Source organism: Seonamhaeicola sp. ABD4_175, assembly GCF_056160885.1.
The window spans coordinates 419,046-440,493 of record NZ_JBSWYC010000002.1; the positions used below are offsets into that span (position 1 = coordinate 419,046).

The 21,448-nt window shown below is 31.4% G+C and carries 22 protein-coding genes; 10 read left to right on the forward strand and 12 right to left on the reverse strand.

What is annotated here, in order from left to right; translation table 11 throughout:
* Positions 1 to 3 precede the first annotated feature (3 nt).
* From ACXAG4_RS08170 to ACXAG4_RS08185, 4 genes are all read right to left on the reverse strand, one after another.
* Positions 4 to 285, reverse strand: a complete 282-nt coding sequence (locus ACXAG4_RS08170) for a riboflavin synthase subunit beta (RefSeq protein ID WP_475295592.1) — start codon at positions 283 to 285, stop codon at positions 4 to 6.
* A gap of 19 nt (positions 286 to 304) precedes the next feature.
* Entirely contained in the window at positions 305 to 559 is a 255-nt protein-coding gene (locus tag ACXAG4_RS08175; protein WP_475295593.1) for a hypothetical protein, read from the reverse strand.
* Positions 560 to 633: 74 nt separating this feature from the next.
* Positions 634 to 1,119 carry a 6,7-dimethyl-8-ribityllumazine synthase gene (ribH, locus tag ACXAG4_RS08180; protein WP_475295594.1) on the reverse strand — a complete coding sequence of 162 codons (486 nt, stop codon included), beginning with the start codon at positions 1,117 to 1,119 and terminating at the stop codon, positions 634 to 636.
* Positions 1,120 to 1,173: 54 nt separating this feature from the next.
* A complete protein-coding gene (locus tag ACXAG4_RS08185; protein WP_475295595.1) occupies positions 1,174 to 1,944 on the reverse strand; it encodes a tetratricopeptide repeat protein in 771 nt (256 codons plus the stop codon).
* Between the two features lie 137 nt (positions 1,945 to 2,081).
* Here ACXAG4_RS08185 and recF point away from each other — a divergent pair, with 137 nt between their 5' ends.
* The 3 genes from recF to ACXAG4_RS08200 all read left to right on the forward strand — a co-directional run bounded on the left by recF (position 2,082) and on the right by ACXAG4_RS08200 (position 3,919).
* Positions 2,082 to 3,161: a DNA replication/repair protein RecF gene (recF, locus tag ACXAG4_RS08190; protein WP_475295596.1), complete on the forward strand. Its 1,080-nt coding sequence runs from the start codon at positions 2,082 to 2,084 to the stop codon at positions 3,159 to 3,161.
* A gap of 108 nt (positions 3,162 to 3,269) precedes the next feature.
* On the forward strand, positions 3,270 to 3,566 hold the full coding sequence (locus ACXAG4_RS08195; RefSeq protein ID WP_475295597.1) for a DciA family protein: 297 nt from the start codon (positions 3,270 to 3,272) through the stop codon (positions 3,564 to 3,566).
* 161 nt (positions 3,567 to 3,727) lie between these two features.
* Positions 3,728 to 3,919 carry a cold-shock protein gene (locus tag ACXAG4_RS08200; RefSeq protein ID WP_147135520.1) on the forward strand — a complete coding sequence of 64 codons (192 nt, stop codon included), beginning with the start codon at positions 3,728 to 3,730 and terminating at the stop codon, positions 3,917 to 3,919.
* Positions 3,920 to 3,990: 71 nt separating this feature from the next.
* Here ACXAG4_RS08200 and ACXAG4_RS08205 read toward each other — a convergent pair whose 3' ends face one another.
* Entirely contained in the window at positions 3,991 to 4,410 is a 420-nt protein-coding gene (locus ACXAG4_RS08205) for a nucleoside-diphosphate kinase (RefSeq protein WP_475295598.1), read from the reverse strand.
* Between the two features lie 134 nt (positions 4,411 to 4,544).
* On the opposite strand from ACXAG4_RS08205, the gene ACXAG4_RS08210 reads away from it, so the two are divergent.
* From ACXAG4_RS08210 to ACXAG4_RS08235, 6 genes are all read left to right on the forward strand, one after another.
* Positions 4,545 to 5,564 carry a DHH family phosphoesterase gene (locus tag ACXAG4_RS08210; RefSeq protein ID WP_475295599.1) on the forward strand — a complete coding sequence of 340 codons (1,020 nt, stop codon included), beginning with the start codon at positions 4,545 to 4,547 and terminating at the stop codon, positions 5,562 to 5,564.
* Positions 5,557 to 6,096, forward strand: coding sequence for a gliding motility-associated peptidyl-prolyl isomerase GldI (gene gldI, locus ACXAG4_RS08215; protein WP_475295600.1), 540 nt, complete (start codon positions 5,557 to 5,559; stop codon positions 6,094 to 6,096). Before ACXAG4_RS08210 ends, gldI begins: the two co-directional genes overlap by 8 nt.
* Positions 6,097 to 6,098: 2 nt before the next feature.
* Positions 6,099 to 7,220, forward strand: coding sequence for a peptidylprolyl isomerase (locus ACXAG4_RS08220; protein ID WP_475295601.1), 1,122 nt, complete (start codon positions 6,099 to 6,101; stop codon positions 7,218 to 7,220).
* A 65-nt stretch (positions 7,221 to 7,285) separates the two neighbouring features.
* Complete coding sequence (gene lgt, locus ACXAG4_RS08225; protein ID WP_475295602.1) at positions 7,286 to 8,218, forward strand: prolipoprotein diacylglyceryl transferase; 933 nt, start codon at positions 7,286 to 7,288, stop codon at positions 8,216 to 8,218.
* Entirely contained in the window at positions 8,218 to 8,688 is a 471-nt protein-coding gene (locus tag ACXAG4_RS08230; RefSeq protein WP_475295603.1) for a DUF192 domain-containing protein, read from the forward strand. The genes lgt and ACXAG4_RS08230 overlap by 1 nt, the downstream gene beginning before the upstream one ends.
* Before the next feature lie 49 nt (positions 8,689 to 8,737).
* Positions 8,738 to 9,850 carry an aldose epimerase family protein gene (locus tag ACXAG4_RS08235; RefSeq protein WP_475295604.1) on the forward strand — a complete coding sequence of 371 codons (1,113 nt, stop codon included), beginning with the start codon at positions 8,738 to 8,740 and terminating at the stop codon, positions 9,848 to 9,850.
* An 80-nt stretch (positions 9,851 to 9,930) separates the two neighbouring features.
* On the opposite strand, the gene secDF is transcribed toward ACXAG4_RS08235, so the two are convergent.
* From secDF to ACXAG4_RS08270, 7 genes are all read right to left on the reverse strand, one after another.
* The gene (secDF, locus tag ACXAG4_RS08240) at positions 9,931 to 12,927 is read right to left on the reverse strand and encodes a protein translocase subunit SecDF (RefSeq protein ID WP_475295605.1); all 2,997 of its coding nucleotides are present in this window, start codon (positions 12,925 to 12,927) and stop codon (positions 9,931 to 9,933) included.
* Positions 12,928 to 13,088: 161 nt separating this feature from the next.
* Positions 13,089 to 13,694, reverse strand: coding sequence for a hypothetical protein (locus ACXAG4_RS08245; protein WP_475295606.1), 606 nt, complete (start codon positions 13,692 to 13,694; stop codon positions 13,089 to 13,091).
* A gap of 71 nt (positions 13,695 to 13,765) precedes the next feature.
* Entirely contained in the window at positions 13,766 to 14,698 is a 933-nt protein-coding gene (gene mdh, locus ACXAG4_RS08250) for a malate dehydrogenase (protein WP_475295607.1), read from the reverse strand.
* 255 nt (positions 14,699 to 14,953) lie between these two features.
* Positions 14,954 to 15,988: a DUF6588 family protein gene (locus ACXAG4_RS08255; RefSeq protein WP_475295608.1), complete on the reverse strand. Its 1,035-nt coding sequence runs from the start codon at positions 15,986 to 15,988 to the stop codon at positions 14,954 to 14,956.
* Between the two features lie 95 nt (positions 15,989 to 16,083).
* On the reverse strand, positions 16,084 to 18,627 hold the full coding sequence (locus tag ACXAG4_RS08260) for a TonB-dependent receptor (RefSeq protein ID WP_475295609.1): 2,544 nt from the start codon (positions 18,625 to 18,627) through the stop codon (positions 16,084 to 16,086).
* Positions 18,614 to 19,525, reverse strand: a complete 912-nt coding sequence (locus ACXAG4_RS08265) for a FecR family protein (protein WP_475295610.1) — start codon at positions 19,523 to 19,525, stop codon at positions 18,614 to 18,616. Before ACXAG4_RS08265 ends, ACXAG4_RS08260 begins: the two co-directional genes overlap by 14 nt.
* Before the next feature lie 60 nt (positions 19,526 to 19,585).
* Complete coding sequence (locus tag ACXAG4_RS08270; protein WP_475295611.1) at positions 19,586 to 20,107, reverse strand: RNA polymerase sigma factor; 522 nt, start codon at positions 20,105 to 20,107, stop codon at positions 19,586 to 19,588.
* A gap of 239 nt (positions 20,108 to 20,346) precedes the next feature.
* Here ACXAG4_RS08270 and ACXAG4_RS08275 point away from each other — a divergent pair, with 239 nt between their 5' ends.
* The gene (locus tag ACXAG4_RS08275) at positions 20,347 to 21,441 is read left to right on the forward strand and encodes a hypothetical protein (RefSeq protein ID WP_475295612.1); all 1,095 of its coding nucleotides are present in this window, start codon (positions 20,347 to 20,349) and stop codon (positions 21,439 to 21,441) included.
* The last annotated feature ends 7 nt before the right edge of the window (positions 21,442 to 21,448 follow it).

A 21,448-nucleotide genomic window follows, 5' to 3' on the forward strand; every position in this document is an offset into this window, starting at 1 on the left:
TTATTATTTTGAAAAGAAAATAGATAAATCAAACCCAATAATAAACAAGAAAATTAATACTAGTATACCAATAATTATTAGCACGCGTTTATCTGCTTCTTTATCTGGGTTATGTTTGTAATCGTTTAATGCATTATTAAATTTTGCTTTTATACCGTTATTGCTGCCAATGGTGGTTCTATGCTCATCAAATTTATGTTTAATTTCATAAGGGTTACCTTCACCTTTATAATAACGTGGCGAATAACTAAATTTTTTGTTTTTTCGCGTTTTTAAAAGTCCCATAATGTGTTGTTTTTGTGAGTTACATGTATTTTTTTTCTAATACATACATGAGAATCAATAATAATACCAAAGCAAGAATTAGGGTTCTTACGGGCAATACACCTTTAACTTTGCGTTTGCCATCTTTGGCAGCTTTCCATTTAGAAATAAAATCGGGCTTAGATTCAATGTTTATTGAATCTTCAGGCTCATGTTCTTTTGAAAACCTTGGCTTGTAATTAAACGTTCTATGTTTACGCTGCTTAAACAAAATAAGTAATACTTGTACTTTCAAAAATACAAACTATAGTTTGAAGTTAAAAGTAGAACCTTAGTAACTTAACAGAAAGTTATGAAAACAGGCAGATATTAACTATTTTTTCTTAATTCTGCCATTTTAATAGCAGCAACAGCAGCTTCGGTTCCTTTATTACCATGTTTACCTCCAGCGCGGTCTATGGCTTGTTGCATTGTATTATCTGTTAACACACAAAAAATAACAGGTGTTTCTCTGTTTACATTTAAATCTTTAATGCCTTGAGAAACTGCTTCACAAACAAAATCAAAATGTTTAGTTTCACCTTGTATAACGCTACCTATTGCTATAACGACGTTTACCATTTGCTCTTGCATTTTTTTTGAGCCGTAAATAAGCTCAAAACTTCCAGGAACATCCCAACGTATAATGTTGCTTGGTAAAGCGCCATTTTCAATTAAAGCATCATGCGCACCTTGGTAAAGTGCTTCGGTGATGTTGTTGTTCCATTCTGAAACAACAATCCCAAACCGGAATTTACTCGCGTTTGGGATTGTTGTTTTATCGTAATCTGATAGATTTTTGTTTACCGTTGCCATAAAAATTTCAAAATTAATTTTGAATTAGCTTATAAACTACAAAGTTAGGCAATATTATTTACTTGCCAATACTTGGGCTTTACCAATAAATGCATCAATATTGGCAGCTTCTGTAGCATTTGGGTAATCTGTTTTTATTTTTTCAAAGTATGATAATGCTTTGCTTGCCTTTCCTAAATCTAAAGCAATGTTACCAGCTTTAAACAAATACATAGGCGTTGTAAACTCATTATCTCTCATATTAGCTGCTTTTTCATAATATCCTAAAGCATCTTCTGGTTGGTTTAACTGCACAAAAGCATCACCAATGTTTCCTTTTGCTAAAGGTGCTAAAACTTCATCGTCACTTTCAAAATCACTTAAATATTCTACAGCTTTCTCATAATCTTTCAATCTTAAATACGCTGTTCCTGCATAGTAGCTTGCTAAATTAGCAGCGTCGGTTCCGCTATATTCACTAATAATATCTAGCATACCATATTTACCTTCACCTCCATTTAATGCTAAATTATAAAGTGAATCTTTTTCAACGGCTGTAGTTGCTTGGTCAAAATATTTTTGTGCTTGAAACATATCATTCATAGCAGTAGTTTGCTTTGGGCCAGCTATAAACTCTCTATAACCAATGGTTCCTAAAACAACAGCAGCTACTACGCCAATAATTATGAAAATGTATTTTTGGTTTTTTTCAACAAAAGCTTCTGTTTTTGAAGCACCTTCATCTAAAGTATTAAAAACCTCTGCAGTTGTAGAGCTTTCTTCAATATCATGTTGTTTTTCAACTTTAGTTGTAGGTTTGTATCCTCTCTTCTTGTACGTTGCCATATATTTTAAATTAATGCGCCGCAAAAATATAATTTTTCTTCATAACTAAAAGGCTATTTATTTGATATTTTTCAATAATTTGCACATCTTTTTGAAGGTTTTCACATAAAAACCATTAAAAAACTGCTTTTGGTTATATGATTTTAAAATCCATTTCATTACTTAACTATAAAAATTTTGACAGTAAAACGTTTACTTTCAATGAAAAGATAAACTGCATTGTTGGCAACAATGGCATAGGTAAAACCAATGTTTTAGATGCTATTTACCACCTTTCTTTTGGTAAAAGTTATTTTAACCCAATAGCTTCTCAAAATATAAAACATGGCGAAGATTTTTTTGTTATTAATGGTGAATACACAAAAAATGATAAACCAGAAAAAATTGTTGTTAGCTTAAAACGCGGACAAAAAAAAGTTATAAAACGAAATGGTAAAGCCTACGATAAATTTAGTGAGCATATTGGTTTTTTACCGCTTGTAATTATATCTCCCGCAGATAGAAACTTAATTATTGAAGGTAGTGATACCAGAAGAAAATTTATTGACAGCGTAATTTCACAAAGCGATAAAACATACTTAAACCATCTTATTAATTACAACAAAACCTTAGTACAACGTAACGCCTTACTTAAATATTTTGCGCTAAACCACACATTTAACGCCGATACTTTAGACGTTTACAACACACAACTCACAGAATTTGGCACGCATATTTTTGAAAAAAGACAAGCTTTTTTAAGTGCCTTTATTCCTATTTTTAAAGAACGTTACAAAGCAATAAGCAACGGTAATGAAACCGTAGATTTGGTTTACAACAGCCATTTATTTAATAATGATTTAAACACCTTGTTAAAACAAGTAATAAATAAAGACAAGGCATTACAATACACCAGTGTAGGTATACATAAAGACGATTTAAGTTTTGATATTGAAACTCACCCTATTAAAAAATTTGGTAGCCAAGGTCAACAAAAATCTTTTTTAATAGCACTAAAAATGGCTCAGTTTGATTTTATTAAAGCACAAAGTGGCGTTAACCCTATTTTATTGTTAGATGACGTTTTTGATAAATTAGATGAACAACGTGTAGCGCAAATAATTAAATTAGTTGATGATGAAAACTTTGGGCAATTATTTATAAGCGATACCCACGCCGATAGAACTGAAAATGCTGTAAAACAAGTGCATCAATCTTTTGAAATTTTTAAATTATAGTTTAACATGTTACCATTTAAAATTTTGGTACTTTTGAAAATTATAAACCTAAGCTTGTTTTTTATTAAATCTTAGGTAAAAACTACACACACTTAAGCTTTAAAAACCATGCCCAAACGCCATAGCGAACATATAAGTATAAAAGACGCTTTAAAAGAATTTGTTGAAAGTAACAAGCTAGACAAAGGGTTAGATAAAGTAAACGTTGCCGATGCTTGGGCAAAATTAATGGGTAATGGCGTAAACAATTACACAAATACTATAACAATACAAAACGGCACACTGTATGTACAACTAAGTTCTAGTGTTTTAAGAGAAGAACTTAGCTACGGAAAACAAAAAATTATATCGTTAATTAACGAAGAGCTAGGTAAAGAAATTGTTAAAAAATTAATTTTGCGTTAAAAAGCGCACAACCTCAACAAATAAAAAACCTCTTACAACCCCTTGTTTTAAAGGCTATAAGCAAAGCTTAAAAAAAAATATTAAAAAATAACGTAAATTAATGATTTACAATTGTTTTAAACACTACCTTAGCAGCAGTATTAATTTAATTTTTATTTAAAATGAGTAAAGGAACAGTTAAATTCTTCAATGACACTAAAGGATTTGGTTTTATTGTAGAAGAAGGTTCACAAAAAGAACATTTTGTTCACATTTCTGGATTGGTTGACGAGATTAAGCAAGGAGATGAAGTAGAGTTTGACCTACAGGAAGGTAGAAAAGGCTTAAACGCAGTAAACGTAAAGGTAATTTAACATATAGTATTACTTATTATTTACAAAAAAAGCCCGCAATTGCGGGCTTAGTTTTTTTATAACATGTTGTATTAAAACTGCTCTCTACCTGAAAAATGAAAAGCACCTTCAATAGCTGCGTTTTCATCACTATCGCTTCCATGAATAGCATTTTCACTTATAGATTCTGCATATAATTTTCTAATAGTACCTTCAGCAGCATCAACAGGGTTTGTTGCTCCTATTAAAGTTCTAAAATCTTCAACGGCATTATCTTTTTCTAAAATAGCTGCTACTATTGGTCCACGCGTCATGTATTCAACTAAATCTGCAAAAAACGGACGCTCATTATGTATAGCGTAAAACGTTTCAGCATCACCTTTAGTCATTTGTGTTAATTTCATAGCTACAATTTTAAAACCTGAAGCTGAAATTTTTTCTAATATTGCGCCAATGTGCCCTTTTTCTACAGCATCTGGCTTAAGCATTGTAAATGTTCTATTTGTTGCCATTTGTTTTTTAAAATTTTGCGCAAAAATACTGTTTTATATTTATTTACGCTATTTATTTAATGTTCATTAATTTTAATGCAAAAGTAAAACTATTGCTTTAAAGCATATGTTATTAAATTGTATATTCGCTAATTATGATAAAACAAGATATTCCTAACATAAAACAATTACTTTCTACACCTAAAAAAATTGTAATTGTACCACATAAAAACCCAGATGGAGATGCTATTGGCTCTACCCTTGGCTTATTTCATTATTTAAATAAATTCAACCATAACGTTAGCGTAATTACACCTAATGATTATCCTACTTTTTTAAAGTGGATTCCCGGTGAATCAACCATTTTAAAGCATGATAGCCAAACAAAACAATGCGATGCTTTAATTAATGAAGCCGAAATAATTTTTACTTTAGATTTTAATGCCTTTCATAGAACAGGCAATATGCAAACCATTTTGGCTAATAGTAACGCTTTAAAAATAATGATAGATCACCACCAGGCTCCCGATGATTATGCCACTTACACCTATAGTGATGTTAGCATGAGTTCAACCTGCGAAATGGTTTACCATTTTATTGATATGCTTGGTGATTTAGAAACCATTAATGCCAATATAGCCACTTGTTTATACACAGGAATTATGACAGATACGGGTTCTTTTAGGTTTTCATCAACAACCAGCACAACCCACAAAGTTGTAGCCACACTTATTGAAAAAGGCGCAAACAACAGCCAAATACACAATAATATTTATGACACCAATAGCTACAACAGGTTGCAATTATTAGGTTGTGCTTTAAATAACTTAAAAATAATACCAGAATTAAAAACTGCTTACATTGTACTTTCTCAAGAAGACTTAAACACTTACAACTACACAAAAGGTGACACAGAAGGTGTTGTAAACTATGGATTATCACTTAATGGAGTTGTATTAGCTGCTATTTTTATAGAAGATAAACAAGAAGGTATTGTTAAAATATCATTACGCTCAAAAGGTGAGTTTTCGGTTAATGAAATGTCTAGAGCCCACTTTGATGGTGGCGGACATACTAATGCTGCTGGCGGAAAAAGCTATTTGACGTTAAAAGATACTGTTGAAAAATTTATTAGTATCTTACCAACATATAACAAAGCCCTAAACAATGCATAAATACATTACCTACTTTATAGTATTACTAATTTTTGGCTGTAAAACACCCGAGGCTCGTAGGCCTATTACTTCAAAATCAGGATCATTCATTAATGCATCTATTGCCAGAAACAAAGCCTTAAACGCTAAAGAAACTGCTATTATTGAAAAAATAATGCAAGAAAGCAACAAAAATTATATAGCCTCAGAAAGTGGTTTTTGGTACTATTACAATACAAAAACTGAAGCAGATACACTTTTTACAGCCCAATTTGGAGACATTGTAAACTACAATTATAATGTTAAAGCGTTAAATGGCAATATAATTTACAGTAAAACCGATACTAAAACTCAAAATTACGCCATGGATAAAGAAGAATTATTCACGGGCTTACGCGAAGGTTTAAAACTTATGAAAACAGGAGAAACTGTTACCTTCTTATTTCCATCACAAAAAGCTTACGGTTATTATGGTGATGAAAATAAAATTGGCACTAATGTACCTTTAATTTGTGAAGTAACTGTAAACTCTATAACCAAAAGCCAAAACTAAACATGCAATTAAGCCCCCAATTTAAGCTGTTTTTACTGGTGTTAACCATAGTTTTCATTTCATGCAAATCTTCTTATGAAAATTTAGACGAAGGTATTTATGCCGAAATTAAAACAACCAAAGGCACCATGTTAACTAAATTAGCCTACAAGAAAGCGCCTGTTTTGGTAGCTAATTTTGTGTCTTTAGCCGAAGGCACAAATACACTTGTAGATAGCGTTTATTTGGGTAAAAAGTTTTATAACGGACTCATTTTTCATCGTGTTATAGACTCATTCATGATTCAAGGAGGAGACCCATTAGCAAACGGCTTAGGCAACCCAGGCTACAGGTTTAATGATCAATTTCACCCAGATTTAAACCACAATAAACCTGGTGTTATTGCCATGGCCAATGCTGGCCCAAACACCAATGGTAGTCAATTTTACATTACTGAAGTTGCAAGACCAGACCTTAATAGCGGTTATTGCGTATTTGGTCATTTAATTGAAGGCACAGAAATACAAGATAGCATATCTAACGTAAAAACCGATGCTAATAATAAACCACTTGAAACCATTAGTATTGAAACTGTAAATATTATTAGAAAAGGCAAAGACGCTAAAACGTTTGATGCTCCAACAATATTTAAAAACCATTTTATTGCTGAAGCTAAAAAAGAAAAGAAAGCCAAAGAAAAAGCCTTAGCCCTATTAAAAGAAACCAAAAAACATTTTGAAAAACAAAAAGCAAAAGCTAAAACATTACCATCTGGTTTAAAATACTACATCACTAAAAAAGGCAATGGGCCAAAATTACCTCCAGACGCTGATGTTAAAACACATTACGCTGTATATTTTGAAAATGGCCAATTACTACAAACAAGTAGTTTAGAAATTGCAACAAAACAAAACGTCGTAAACCAAAAACGAAAAAAAGCCAACGGATACCAACCAATTATTGCTAGCATAAGTGCAGATGCGCAAATGATTCCAGGCTTTAAAGAAGGCTTAAAGCAACTTAACGTTGGAGACAAAGCAACCCTTTTTATACCCTATCATTTAGCCTATGGTGAAGAAGGCAACAGAGGTATTCCTCCAAAATCAAACTTAATTTTTGAAGTAGAAGTTTTAAGTATTAATTAACCCAACATTTTTTTAACACTTAAGTTACAGCAAACACGTATATTTACAGCGCAAAAAACACAAGCATGCAAGCATTAAAATTTGATTGGAACCCTATTACAGGAATAGATATTGTTGGTAATTTTAAACTTCATTTTTACAGCCTTATGTGGGTAGTTGCCTTTATACTTGGTTGGTATATAATGAAACGTATTTTCACAAAAGAAAAAGTATCATTAACTTATCTAGATCCTTTATTTATTTACACCGTTTTAGCCACCATGATTGGTGCGCGCCTAGGGCATGTATTATTTTACCAATCTGAACTTATTGATGATGATTTTTTTAGTATTTTCTTACCTTTTAAATTTAAAGGCGGCATAGAATTTACCGGATTTCAAGGGCTTGCAAGTCATGGTGCTGCTATTGGTATTATTATTGGCATGTATTTATACCGCAGAAAATACAAGTATAAATCAATGCTTTGGATTTTAGATAGAATTGTAATTTCGGTAGCAAGTGGTGCTGTTTTTATACGAATAGGAAACTTTATAAACTCTGAAATAATAGGAAAAGTTTCAGGTAATTTCCCTCTAGGTGTTCGTTTTATTCAAGATGAATATTATAAAAGCCAAATTGTAAAATTAACAGGTATAAAAGATGTTCAAAAGGCATACAACGCCGTAACCGAAAATCCGCAATTTGCCGAATTATTAAACAAAGTTCCTTACCGCCACCCAGCGCAATTATATGAATCTGCTTGTTATATAATTGTATTTTTAATACTGTGGTTTTTCTACTCCAAAACAACTAAAAAGGACCAAACCGGCTTTTTATTTGGCCTATTTTTAATTTTATTATGGACGGTTAGATTTATTGTTGAATTCTTTAAAGAACCACAAGGAGACGAGTACATAAATTGGTTTGGCTTTAACACCGGCCAATGGTTAAGCATTCCGTTTATTTTAATTGGACTTTATTTTATGTTTGGTTTCAAACAAAAAAACACCGTAAAATAATGCACATAAAACATCTTGTTTTCTGTTTAGTTTTTATAGCATTATCCGCATGTAAAAACGATAAAAAAATAGTTTCGCAAACTAAGGTTGCTTTTACCAAAGAAGGTGAACTTACAATACATAAAAAAACACCTGATACTTCAAAAATTAATTTTGATATTGAAATAGCTGATACTGATTTTGATATTCAAACAGGATTAATGTATCGTACCTCAATGGCACAAAACCAAGGTATGCTATTTGTTTTTAATGATGAAACCGAACGGTATTTCTACATGAAAAACACTAAAATACCCTTAGATATTATTTATGTAAATGCAGCTAAAACCATTGTAAGTATTCAAGAAAACGCAAAACCTTTTGATGAAACTTCGTTACCATCAAACGCACCTGCAAAGTATGTTCTTGAAATTAATGCAGGTTTAACACAAACACTAAACATAAAAGTTGGTGATAGCTTAAGTTTTTAAAAACAAGTTTTAAGTTTAGTATATTTATTACAGAAAACAACTAAACTTTATGATTTTAAAAACATTTAAACTAATTGCTTGCGTGCTTTTAATAGTATGCGTAAGCTGTTCAACACCTCAAAAAAAAGGTATAAAAACTGAAAACTGGGGCACTTTTAATAATGAACCAATACAACTTTACACCTTAACCAATAAAAATGGCACAGAAGCAAAACTCACTAATTTTGGTGCCATACTTACAGCGCTTTCGGTTCCTGATAAAAACAACACCTTTACCGATGTTGTTTTAGGTTTTGATAATTTACAACAATATGTTGATGATAATCCTTGTTTTGGCGCCACTATTGGTAGGTTTGCAAACCGTATTAAAAAGGCGCAATTCACAATAGATTCCACTTTATATCATGTTGAAAAAAATGATGGCAATAATCATATTCATGGTGGGCAAGAGTTTAATAAAGCTGTTTGGAAAGGTAACACTTTTGAAAACGATGATGCTGTGGGTGTTACCTTTAGTTACCTGTCTAAAGATGGTGCTATGGGTTTTCCTGGAAATTTAAACTGTACTGTAACGTATACATTAACAAATTTAAACGATTTAAGGATTGACTACACAGCCACGACCGACAAAACCACACATGTAAATTTAACGCATCACAGCTACTTTAATTTAGCTGGTACAGATAAACTCATTTATGATCATAAAATAAAAATTGATGCTGACAATATTACTGCTATTGATGAAGACATAATACCTACTGGTACTCTAGAAAATGTTGTAAACACACCAAAAGACTTAACTAAACTTACAAGAATTGGTGATAATATTGGCACATTTAATAAAAACGGATACCACTTTTGCTATGTTTTTAATAAGAATTTAAATGAAGGCAAAACGGTTATTGAAGTTGTTGAACCTACTTCTGGCAGAACAATGACGGTTACAACAACACAACCTAGTGTACAGTTTTATAGTGGTAATGCTATTAGTAATAAAATTATTGGAAAATATGGGGTTACCTACAAACCACATTCGGCATTTTGTTTAGAAACACAACATTTACCAAACACGCCAAATTTACTTAATTTTCCTAGTACATTGCTAAAGCCCAATGACACTTATAAAGAATATGTTACATATAGCTTTGGTGTTATTAAATAAATTATAATTCTATACTAAGTAAATAAAAAAGCCTATCAACATTTTGTTGATAGGCTAAAACATAATAATTAGTTTTTGTTTTAGTTTTTCTTCTTTTTATCTTCTAATCTTTGAACAGTATCATACATTATTGGTGTTGCTATAAATAACGATGAATATGTACCTACAATTACACCTACTATTAAAGCAAACATAAAGCCTCTAATAGAATCGCCACCAAAAATAAAGATAGCTAATAATACTACCAATGTAGTTAATGAAGTGTTTAATGTTCTACTTAACGTACTACTTAATGATTGGTTTACAACACGGTCAAACTTCCAACCTGTATGCTCATTGAAGAATTCACGAATTCTATCAAACACAACCACGGTATCATTTAATGAGTAACCAATTACTGTTAGAATTGCTGCTATAAATGCTTGGTTTATTTCCATGTTAAAAGGCATAAACTTATATGTTAATGAAAATATACCTAATACAATTAATACATCATGGAAAACTGCTACAACAGCACCAAGTGAATATTGCCAACGTTTAAAACGGAATAAAATGTACAGGAATACAACTATTAAAGATCCTAATACTGCCCAAACAGATGCTTGTTTAATATCATCGGCAATTGTAGGACTTACTTTATCAGACTGCATTAAACCTGTTTGTTTAGTATCATCACTTAAATCTACAAACGCATCATAAGTCATACCATCTAAATAAGGCTGTAAACCATTAAATAATTTTTGTTTAATTTCTTCATCAACCTCTGCTCCACTTTCGTTTACTTTATATTTAGTTGTAATTTTTAACTGATTTTCTGCACCAAACGTTTTAGCTTCAGCACTACCAAAAACAGACTCTTGAGATAAAGCGTTTGTAATTTCAGAAGGACTAACATCATTAGCAAAACGTACTTGATATGTTCTACCACCAACAAAATCTACCCCTTGATCTAAACCTGTTGTAATTAATGAGCCTAAACTTACCGCTATTAAAATTCCTGAAATTATAAACGCAACTTTACGTTTCTTTAAGAATTCAATATTTATATTTCTGAATAAGTTTTTAGTTACAGGTGTAGAGAAGTTTAAGTTTCCGCCTTTGTTTACGTACCAATCTATTAATAATCTAGTAATAAAAATAGCAGTAAATAATGATGTACCAATACCTATTAATAAAGTAGTTGCAAACCCTTTAATTGGGCCAGTACCAAAAATAAATAATATTAAAGCTGTTAAACCTGTGGTAATATTAGCATCTAAAATTGAAGATAATGCGTTACCAAAACCATCGGCAATAGAGTCTTTCAACCCTTTTCCTTTGGCAAGTTCTTCTCTTACACGCTCAAAAATAAGCACGTTAGCATCTACAGACATACCAATTGTTAATACAATACCAGCAATACCAGGTAATGTTAAAACAGCTCCTAAGCCAGATAACACACCAAATATTAAAAGAATATTGAAAGCCATGGCAACATCAGCAAATGCACCTGCTTTACCATAGTAAACAATCATCCAAAGTAATACTACAATTAATGCAATAATAAAAGACATTGTACCACTATCTATAGCTTCTTGCCCTAATGATGGCCCTACAACTTCACTTGAAATAATATCTGCCGATGCTGGTAATTTACCTGCACGTAAAACGTTTGCTAAATCATCTGCTTCTGCCACAGAAAAATCACCAGAAATAGAAGAATTACCACCTGCAATTGGCCCAGTAGTAACACCTGGCGCAGAGTACACAACGTCATCTAAAACAATAGCTATTTGGCTTCTGTTGTTAAATGCATCGCCTGTCATTTTTTCCCAAAGTTTAGCGCCTTTAGCGTTCATTTGCATTGATACTTCTGGCTTACCTGTTGGCCCAAAATTAACACGAGCATCTGTTACTACCGCGCCACTTAATTGCGGTACATTTTCTCTGTTTCCAACTAAGGCGTATAAACCAACAAGCTCAGAATCTTTACTTGGTTTGCCAAAAGCAAATTTTGCAAAACGTTGTTCTGCTGGTAAAAGTGCTCTTACTTCTTTTTTGTTTAAATACTCAAGAATTGTTTCTTTATCTTTTAACTCAAACTGTGCAATAACTGGTCCGCCTTGGTAACCAGGACCTCTAACTAAATCTAGTAACGGATTAACTGTTGCAACCGTTGTAGAATCGGTTGTTGCTTCACCTAAAAGCTCATCAACAGCGTCTTGTGCGGTAGCATCTTCAGCATCATTCCCTTTTACTTCTTCTTGTGGTTTAGTACTTTCAACCAATGGTTTTAAAACCTCATTAGCTTGCGCTAAAAAGTTAAAGAATTGCTCACCTTTGTAAGCATCCCAAAATTGTAATTGTGCCATGGTTGTAAAATTGCGTTCTGCACGCTCAATATCTTTTACACCTGGTAACTCAATTAAAATTCTACCTGAATTTCCTAAACGCTGAATGTTTGGTGATGTTACTCCTAAACCATCAATACGCTTACGTAATACTTCAAAAGCAGATACAACAGACTCATCAATTTTAGTTGAAATTATTGATTTAACCTCATCATCTGTCATGCTTCCATTAATTTCACCATCTAAATCTTTTGTATAAAAAATATCTGGTGAAGCTAATTTTGTATCGCCCTTAATTTTATCAAATTCAATGAAGAAATCTTCTAAAAAAGTATTCTGACTGTTTTTTTGTACTTCAGAAGCGTTTTCTAAAGCTGTATTAAAAACAGGATCTTTTGTATTGTTTGCTAATCCTTTTAAAATGTCTTTTACAGATACTTGAAGAATTACGTTAATACCACCTTTTAAATCTAAACCTAAATTCATGGCTTTAGATTTTACATCGTCATATGTGTATTTTGCTACACCAATATTAAAAACGGTATCTTTTGCAATAGACTCTAAATAACTAGCTTCTTCTTGACTTCTTTTTGCGCGATAATCTTCTTCTGTTTCGGCTATTTTTTCAATAGCTAAAGCCTCGGCATTGCTTTCAACTTGATTTGCTTTAAATGTGAATGATAATTGATAAATACTTACCAAACCAAACAACAAAGCAAATATTTTTACTAATCCTTTGTTTTGCATTCTTATATTATTTTTGGTCAAAAATTTTATAGTCCTAAATTTTAGAACGCGCAAATGTATAATTTACGGGAAAATTTGACAATTATTTTTATGATATTGTTTGAAATATAAGCGCTTAGAACGCTTTTATTTTTTAATGATAGTGGGGTTGTGAAGATTTTTTAACAGATAGGGCCTGCCCTTACCTCTGGAACTTTATGAGGTACGTTTTTTACAGTAAATTGAACCTGCTTGTTTACTTTATAAGCGGTTTTTACTAAATGATTTGTTTTGTTTATTGCTACGCTTATTAGCGGAAAATATACGTTAGGGTTGGTAAACCTATCGGAATCATATTTTATTTGTATGATGTGTTTACCGTTTAAACTTGAAGGGTCTGAGCCTTTTTCAATTTCGTAAACATTTACATTATATGATGATTTTGATGAAGAAGAGCCATCATTTTCTTGCTCAAAAGGTAGTTGTTCTAATACTAAACCATGCTTTTTGGCAAGTATTTGTTTTACATGGTTTACATTAATTACACTGAAGTAACAAATTTTTAAGGTGCCGTTTTTTCCTTCTTGCACCTTAATATTGGTAGCGCCAACGCTTTGCAACTGTTCTTTAACATTATTTATAGCTGTTTGTACCGTTTGTTTGGTAACGTTTGCATTATTGACAAACTCTAAAACAACTTCCTGATTGGGTACAGTAACCTGCTTTTGGGTTAATCCAAAAAAAGCAAATGCTAATAAAAATGTACTAAAGAACCATTTTGCGTTCATGCGCCAAATATATAAAAATAAAGACTGTATTGCTACAGTCTTTATTTAAATGTTATTTTAGTGTTAAAGCATTAAGCTTCAACATTTAATAAACCGTTAGTTTTTCTAACACCTTCGGCACTAGCTTTCATGTGTTCTTTTTCGGCATCACTTAAAGGAATATCTACTATTTTTTCAATACCGTTTTTTCCTAAAACTACTGGTACCCCAATGCAAATATCGTTTAAGCCATATTCACCTTCTAACAAGGTTGAACAAGGATAAATTTTCTTTTGATCGCAAGCAATAGCTTGTACTAAACCACTAACTGCAGCACCTGGTGCGTACCAAGCAGATGTACCTAATAATTTAGTTAATGTTGCACCTCCAACTTTAGTATCGGCGGCTACTTGTGCTAAACGTTCTTCGCTTAAAAACTCAGATACTTTAATACTGTTTCTGGTAGCATGACTTGTTAATGGCACCATACCAGTATCACTGTGACCGCCAATTACCATACCATCTACATCAGAAATAGGAGCTTCTAAAGCTTCTGCTAACCTGTATTTAAAACGTGCAGAATCTAAAGCGCCACCCATACCAATAATTCTATTTTTTGGTAAGTTAGTAGATTGGTGCACCAAATAAGTCATGGTATCCATTGGGTTACTAACTACAATAATTATGGTGTTTGGTGAATGCTCAATTAAGCTAGAAGACACAGATTTTACAATGCCAGCGTTAATACCAATTAACTCTTCGCGAGTCATACCTGGTTTTCTAGGAATACCAGAGGTAATAACACAAATATCACTATTAGCTGTTTTACTATAGTCATTTGTAACACCAGTTATTTTAGTGTCAAATCCGTTTAATGATGCTGTTTGCATTAAATCCATAGCTTTACCTTCAGCATAGCCTTCTTTAATGTCTAACAAAACTACTTCTGAAGCAAAATTTTTAATAGCAATGTATTCAGCGCAACTTGCACCTACTGCTCCTGCTCCTACTACTGTTACTTTCATGTTTTTATTATTTGTTATATTATTTGAAAATATTTTAACGTTCTATTTTATTGGGTTTGCTTAGCAAATTTCAACAAATAAAAAGAAAAAACTCTTGATTAAAGTCATACAAAATTAAGAATTAATATGCTCTAAATAAAAAAAGTACAAGATTAAATCTTGTACTTTTTTAAACAAAAAATTAAATATAAACTAACTAAAATTAAAACATCCTGTTTTTGATGAACTATCGTTAAAATTGATAGTTGTGTTTTATTATCTGAATCCGAAATTAACACCTACAGAAAAGGCGTTAAAATCTGATAAATGATATTCTGCATTAAGTCTAAAAAAACCTAATTTTAATTTTGTACCTATTGTTCCTCTTACGGCTGATATTTCACTTGATACTGAGAATGGATCTTGAATGGTTTCAGAAGAAAATGGTCCACTTCGTACAATGTAAGTTCCTAACAAATCAGATTCTGATGTGCCTTTAATGTAACCAACACCGCCGTAAAAGTTAATTACTGGCAATTTGGTTGAGGCAATTAATTGAAACAACCAAGTGCTTGTATCATTTTCTAAACGTTGGTTTTCTCCATCGATATTTGAAGACTCGGTTAAATCATAACTTCCGTTTAAGTTTGTGTAAGCCACTAAACCAGATATAGCTACTGGCAATAATTTATCTGCAGGTAACCATTTGGTAAACTCAACCTGCAAACCAGCACCATACATACCTAATTCTACATCATCAGTTTCAATATTAGGCACAAAACGCGCTTTCAATTCAATACCTTTACTTAAGCCTATAGCGCCTTGTAAAAAGGCTGTTGGCAATAAATTTGCCGTAGCTGAACCTATACCACTTGGCAGCGTTATTGTTTCTTGTTGTTCACCTAAAATAGCATCTTCATAAGTAATAATAACATCTACATCTGGGTTATTTTCGCCTAAAGCCGTTGCTACGTTTTTAGTAGTAGCTTGGTCTGCAAATTCTATGGTAAAATCTTGATCTGGATTGCTGTTATAATCAGCAATATTCATTAAAAAAGATTTGTTTTCATCATCAACCATGGCTGCATTTGCAATTATAGAAATTTCAAAACCACCAAGAGGTTTGGCATCGGCAGTATTAAACCAGTTGGCATTCATGCTGTGCATTAAACCATTTGTTCCTGGTTTTAAATAATCATTAGCAAATAATTCTGCATTTTCAACACCTGCAGCTAGTAAAGCATCAATGTCTTGAGCTTTGGTTGTAATTGTAGCTAAACATAACACTAGTAGTAACGTTAACTTTTTCATAGGTAATTTTGAGATTTTGGTTAAACAAATGTATAAAAAAAACGACACAAAACAATTTTTTGTCGATATTTTTTGCTTTTAATCGATGATTTTAACTAAAACTGACATCTAAAACTAACATTTGGCGTTAAGCCAAGTGATGTGTTTTCAATTTTAATAGTTGTATTGGTATCATTGGGGTTTACTTCGTAATAAGTGTTTATAATGTTCTGTTTATCTAAAATATTAATTACACCTATTTTTAATGATGATTTTAGGCTGTTTGTTATTTTAAAACTATAGTTTAAAGAAGCATCAAATCGTATAAAATCATTTAAATTCTGGCTATTTGGGGTATCATAATTCACAAAAACATTATTACCGCTTTGTACGGTTTCATTACCTTCAACAGGTTTTGTAAACGGTTGCCCAGTACGCCAAACACCACCAACTGCAACATTTAATTTTTTTAAAACATCATAATTAAATGCCACTGAAACAGAATGCCTTATATCTACATTATTAGGAAAAACCGATGGTGTTAGGGTTTTAAATTCATAATCATTTAAACTATACGTATAACTCAACCAAGCACTGTAATTATTTGCGGTTTTGTTAATTAAAACCTCTGTACCTTTTGCTGTATAATTTCCTATGGCATTTATACTTTGAAAATTGTTATAAAACCCTTGGTTTGATGTAGTAATGCCGTTTACATATTTGAAAAATCCTTCAACATCAAAAAGCCAATTGTTTTTATTATACTGAAACCCGCTTGAAATTTGTTTACTTTCTGAAATTGGAATGCTTTGTTCATTAGCTAAAATCCAGCGCCTTTTTTCAACACCTAAAAAATCATCTTGAAAATCTATAATTTGAGTAGCCGACTGGTTTTTAAATTCGCCTTGTAATTTAAACGCTAAATTGGGCCACAATTTTTGCCTGAAGTTTAACCTTGGCTCTATTAAAAACTTACTAAACTTTTGAAAATAATTCCACCGAATGCCAACGCGCACATACGTTTTGTTGTTATTAAATTCTAACTGGTTAAAAGCGGCATGATTTAGCAACACGTCTTTTTTTGTTTTATCATAAGCTGGAGCGCTTACATTTGTTGCATTTAAAATACCAATTTCGCTAAACTGATAACCGTTTAATAGGTTTAAAAAATTGTTAAGTTTATAATTAACTTTAAGTTTTAAACCAGTTTCTAAAACCTCGTTAGTTTGTGTAAGTTCTTGATCTGTTTCAACTCTGTAATCTTTTGAAAACACATTATATTTTGAGTAAAATCCGCTAAAACTGGTTGTTAATTTTGTATTCCAAACAGCATTCCAACTACCACCAAAACCTAAATTTTCTTGTTTTAAATTACTGGTTTTAGATTGTGTTTTGTTGTTAGTATCTGTAAATTCTTCGGTATAATCTAAATTATTATTTATACCAATAACATGCGCTCTAAATGTTTGATTTTCATTTAAATTGAAAAGCAATTTTGACGTATAATCATAAAAGAAAAAATTAGACGAGCGATTACTCTCACTTATATTATCACTATTTGTGGTTAGTTCACTATCTTGAAAACTCCGGTTAAAATACTTATTATAGGTTGGAGAACTTAAATAGTCTGTAAATGAACGCCTACCGGAAACATGAAATGCTAATTTTTTGGTTATTGGTATTTCAAAAAAAGCATCGGCGTGCATTAAATTAGCGCCAAAACCGCCAGAAAATTCTTTATTAATGGTGTTTTTCGTTTGCATGTTTATAGTGCTTGAAACACCATCACTAAACTCACTAGATGTACCATTTTTAGTTACTGAAACCTTATTTGTTAAATACGGATTATACGCCGAAATTAAACCAAAAAAATGCCCTGAATGATACATTTTTATACCATCCCAAAGTATTAAATTTTGGTCGTTAGTGCCGCCACGTACATTAATGTTAGCAATGCTTTCGTTTACACTTTCTACACCAGGTAATGTTTGAATAGACTGTAAAATATCTGGTTCTGTAAGTCCTGGTAAAATGCCAAATAACTTGGTATTTAAAACCGTACTTCCATCGGTTTGTTTTTGGAAACCTGCGGTTAAAAACTTATAAACCAACACTTTATTTAGGCTTTCTTTTTGCTCATTTAATATGATGGTTTTACAACTATTATCAGTTTTTAATAAATCTTTAGCAATAAAACTAGCAGTTTCAAAACCTAAATACGATATTTCAATAACATCATTTACTTTCAAATTAGTTAATGTAAACAATCCTGTTTCATTGGTAATTACACCTTTTGATGTATTTTTTACTGCTACCGAAGCTCCAAAAAGTGGTTCTTCGTTATTACTTCCAACCAAAATAGCACATACCGTAATGGTTTTATGTAATGTTGACACTGTAATATAACGCTCATTTAAAAATTGAAAATTTAGTAAGGTAACGTCATTTAAATAATTTACTATGCTTTTTAATGTTTTTAATTGCTTGGGTATAGAAACCTCAACATCTGCAACATCATTTACTGAATATGAAAACTTTACATTAAAAGTGTTTTCTAAATGTGCAATTACTGTTTTTAAACGCTGTTTTTCTTGTGCCTGTATTTGTATTGCGAAAAAGACAAAAATCACTGAGCATATAAGGGCTTTATTTAGCTTCATAATTAAATAACTCAACATTTTTACCATTTATTTTGTAGCTAAGTTTTAAAGGAATAGTTACGGCTTGCAGCGCAATATCTTTATTGGTATGCGTAAAACTACCTGTAAAAGGTACTGACATATCAATATTTTTGGCTGTAATTACAATATCATATTGTACTTGTAATTCATTTATAACTTGCCATAGTGGTACATTGTTAAATGTAGATTCTTTTAATAACCATGAAGGTGCTTTTGTGTTTAAATCTTCAACATTTACAATATTTCCATTAACAACTCTAAAGGTTTTTCCGGGTGTTAAAATAGTTTTATTGGTGTTTTGTGTTACACTTACTGAACCTTCATAACAGGTTACTTCAAAAAAATTATCGCGCTCTTTTACGTTAAACTGTGTACCTAAAACTTGTACTAAGCCTGCACTTGTTTGTACGGTAAATTTTTCACCTTTTGTTACTTTAAAAAATGCTTCACCATCTAAATTTAAAGTTCTATTATTTTTCCATGTTTTTTTGTTGAATGATAAGTTAGATTGTGCATTTAATATAACTTCAGATGCATCAGGAAGCTGCAATGTTTCGGTTTGAGCCACAGCTGTAGAAAATGATTTTGTACTATTAAAAAACGTAAAATATGATGCTGTTAAAAGAACAACTAATACTGCTGCAACACGTAAAAACGTTTTTATTTGAAGCGAAATTACCTTTGGCTCTTTTTTAGTTTGCTTATTTTTAAATGCCTGTAGTGCCTGGTGCTTATCAAGTTTTGGTGTTTGTAAATGCTTTGAATAAAACCCAATTTTTTGCAAAGTTGCAAAGTCTTCGTTTGGGTATAAACGTTGTATTTCTTCTGAAGAAATTTCACCATTAAACCATTTTAATATGTCATTTTCTTTTTGCATTTTTTTGGCTTTATATCTTTAAGACACCTTTATTGTTTTTTACCCTACACTAATTAAAAATTAAATTTTCACACCATCCATTTTTTCTCTTAAAATTTTTAAAGCGGCAGACATACGTTTCTCTACCGTTTTTTGCGAAATATTTAAAAGGCTGGCTATTTCTCTATATTTTTTATCTTCTATTCTGTTTAATAAAAAAACTTCGCGTTGCTTATCACTTAAATTAGCTATAACATTTTGTAGTTTTTGTTTAAACTCATCTTCTTCTAAAATATATTCAGGGCTTAAATTTGTTTTATCTAAATAAGGGGTTTCTTTGGCGTAATTTAATACCACTTTAGCATGCCTAACAGTATTTAAAAACAAATTATTTACGGTTGTAAACAAATAGGTTTTAGATTTTGAAACATCAATTTTTGAGCAATTTTCCCAAATTTTAGCAAAAGCATCTTGCACCAAATCTAATGCTGCAGCTTGGTCTCCACATTTATAAAATGCAAAATTATTTACAGCTTCAACATGCTCTAAATAAAAGGTATTAAAGTAACTTTCTTCACAAAGATTAGACTTAGGGTTGCTCATAAATTTATATTAACTCATGTATTCAGCAAAAATATAAATAAAAAAACAAAGATTTATTTACTTAAAAATCAGATAAATACATTCTTTTTAACAAAAAAACAAAAAAAATGATAGGGTAATTTTTTCTGTTAGTGTCTTATTACTGTAAACACAAAATACTATTTTGCCGTAATAAAAAATAAAACACGTGTAGGGTAAAATAAAAATGAAGTGTCTTACCAATAGAAAGCAAAATTGCTATGAAAAAGAAACATTTAAAAACCCAAAAAAACATTGAAATCATGAAAAATTTAAAATCTTTATTTACTATTTTATGTATGTCGTTATTAACGTTTACATCATGTCAAGATGAAATTGACAGCGAAAACGGAGACAGAACAAACACGAATTCAGCCACCTCTCCTACTGCAAATAATTTAGAACGCTCATCAATGTATGATGGCAGCTTTGATGATTTTCTAGACGGCATGTCTTGCTCATCAATATTACTACCAGTAACTGCCACAATTAATAACCAAGAAATCACATTAATTTCGCAAGCAGATTATGCATTAGTTTTAAATATTTTAGGTGAAATTGTTGGTGATGATGATAGTATTGAATTTCAATTCCCTTTATCTGTAAGACTAAGTAATTATACCGAAGTACAAGTAACAAACCAAGCTGAATACGATGCTTTAATGGATGCGTGTGAAGAAGCCGAAGACAAAGCCGAAAATGCTATTAACTGCTTAAATATTGATTTTCCGGTAACCATTTTAACATACAGTTTAAATCTTGAACAAACCGGTAGCATAGTTATTGAAAGTGAACAAGCACTTTATACTTACATGAATAATTTTGGTGATAACGAATTATTTTCTGTTAACTACCCAATAACTGCAACATTAAACAATGAAACCGTTGTTGAAATTTCAAGTGACATAGATTTAAACGCAAGAATTAATGAGTGTTTAAATATTGATGAAGATATGGATGAAGCTGAAGATAATGCAAACCAAGTTGAAGGCATTTTAATTGAGGGTGCTTACAAAATTGAATCGTTTATTAATGCTGGTGTTAACACCGCTAATGATTTTGCAGACTATAGCATAAACTTTGCTAACAATTTAACTTGTACTGCAACAAATACCGTAAACACAACTGCCCAAACTGTTGAAGGCACATACACTGTAACATCTGAACTTGAAGTTTATTTATCATTAACCTTTTCAGGTAACACTACCTTTAATGTTTTAAACAAAACATGGGAAGTAACCAGTTATTCTGAAAACTCAATCTCTCTGCAAAGTACTACAAATGCAGCCGCAACACTTGTTTTAACTAAAATTTAAACTAGTT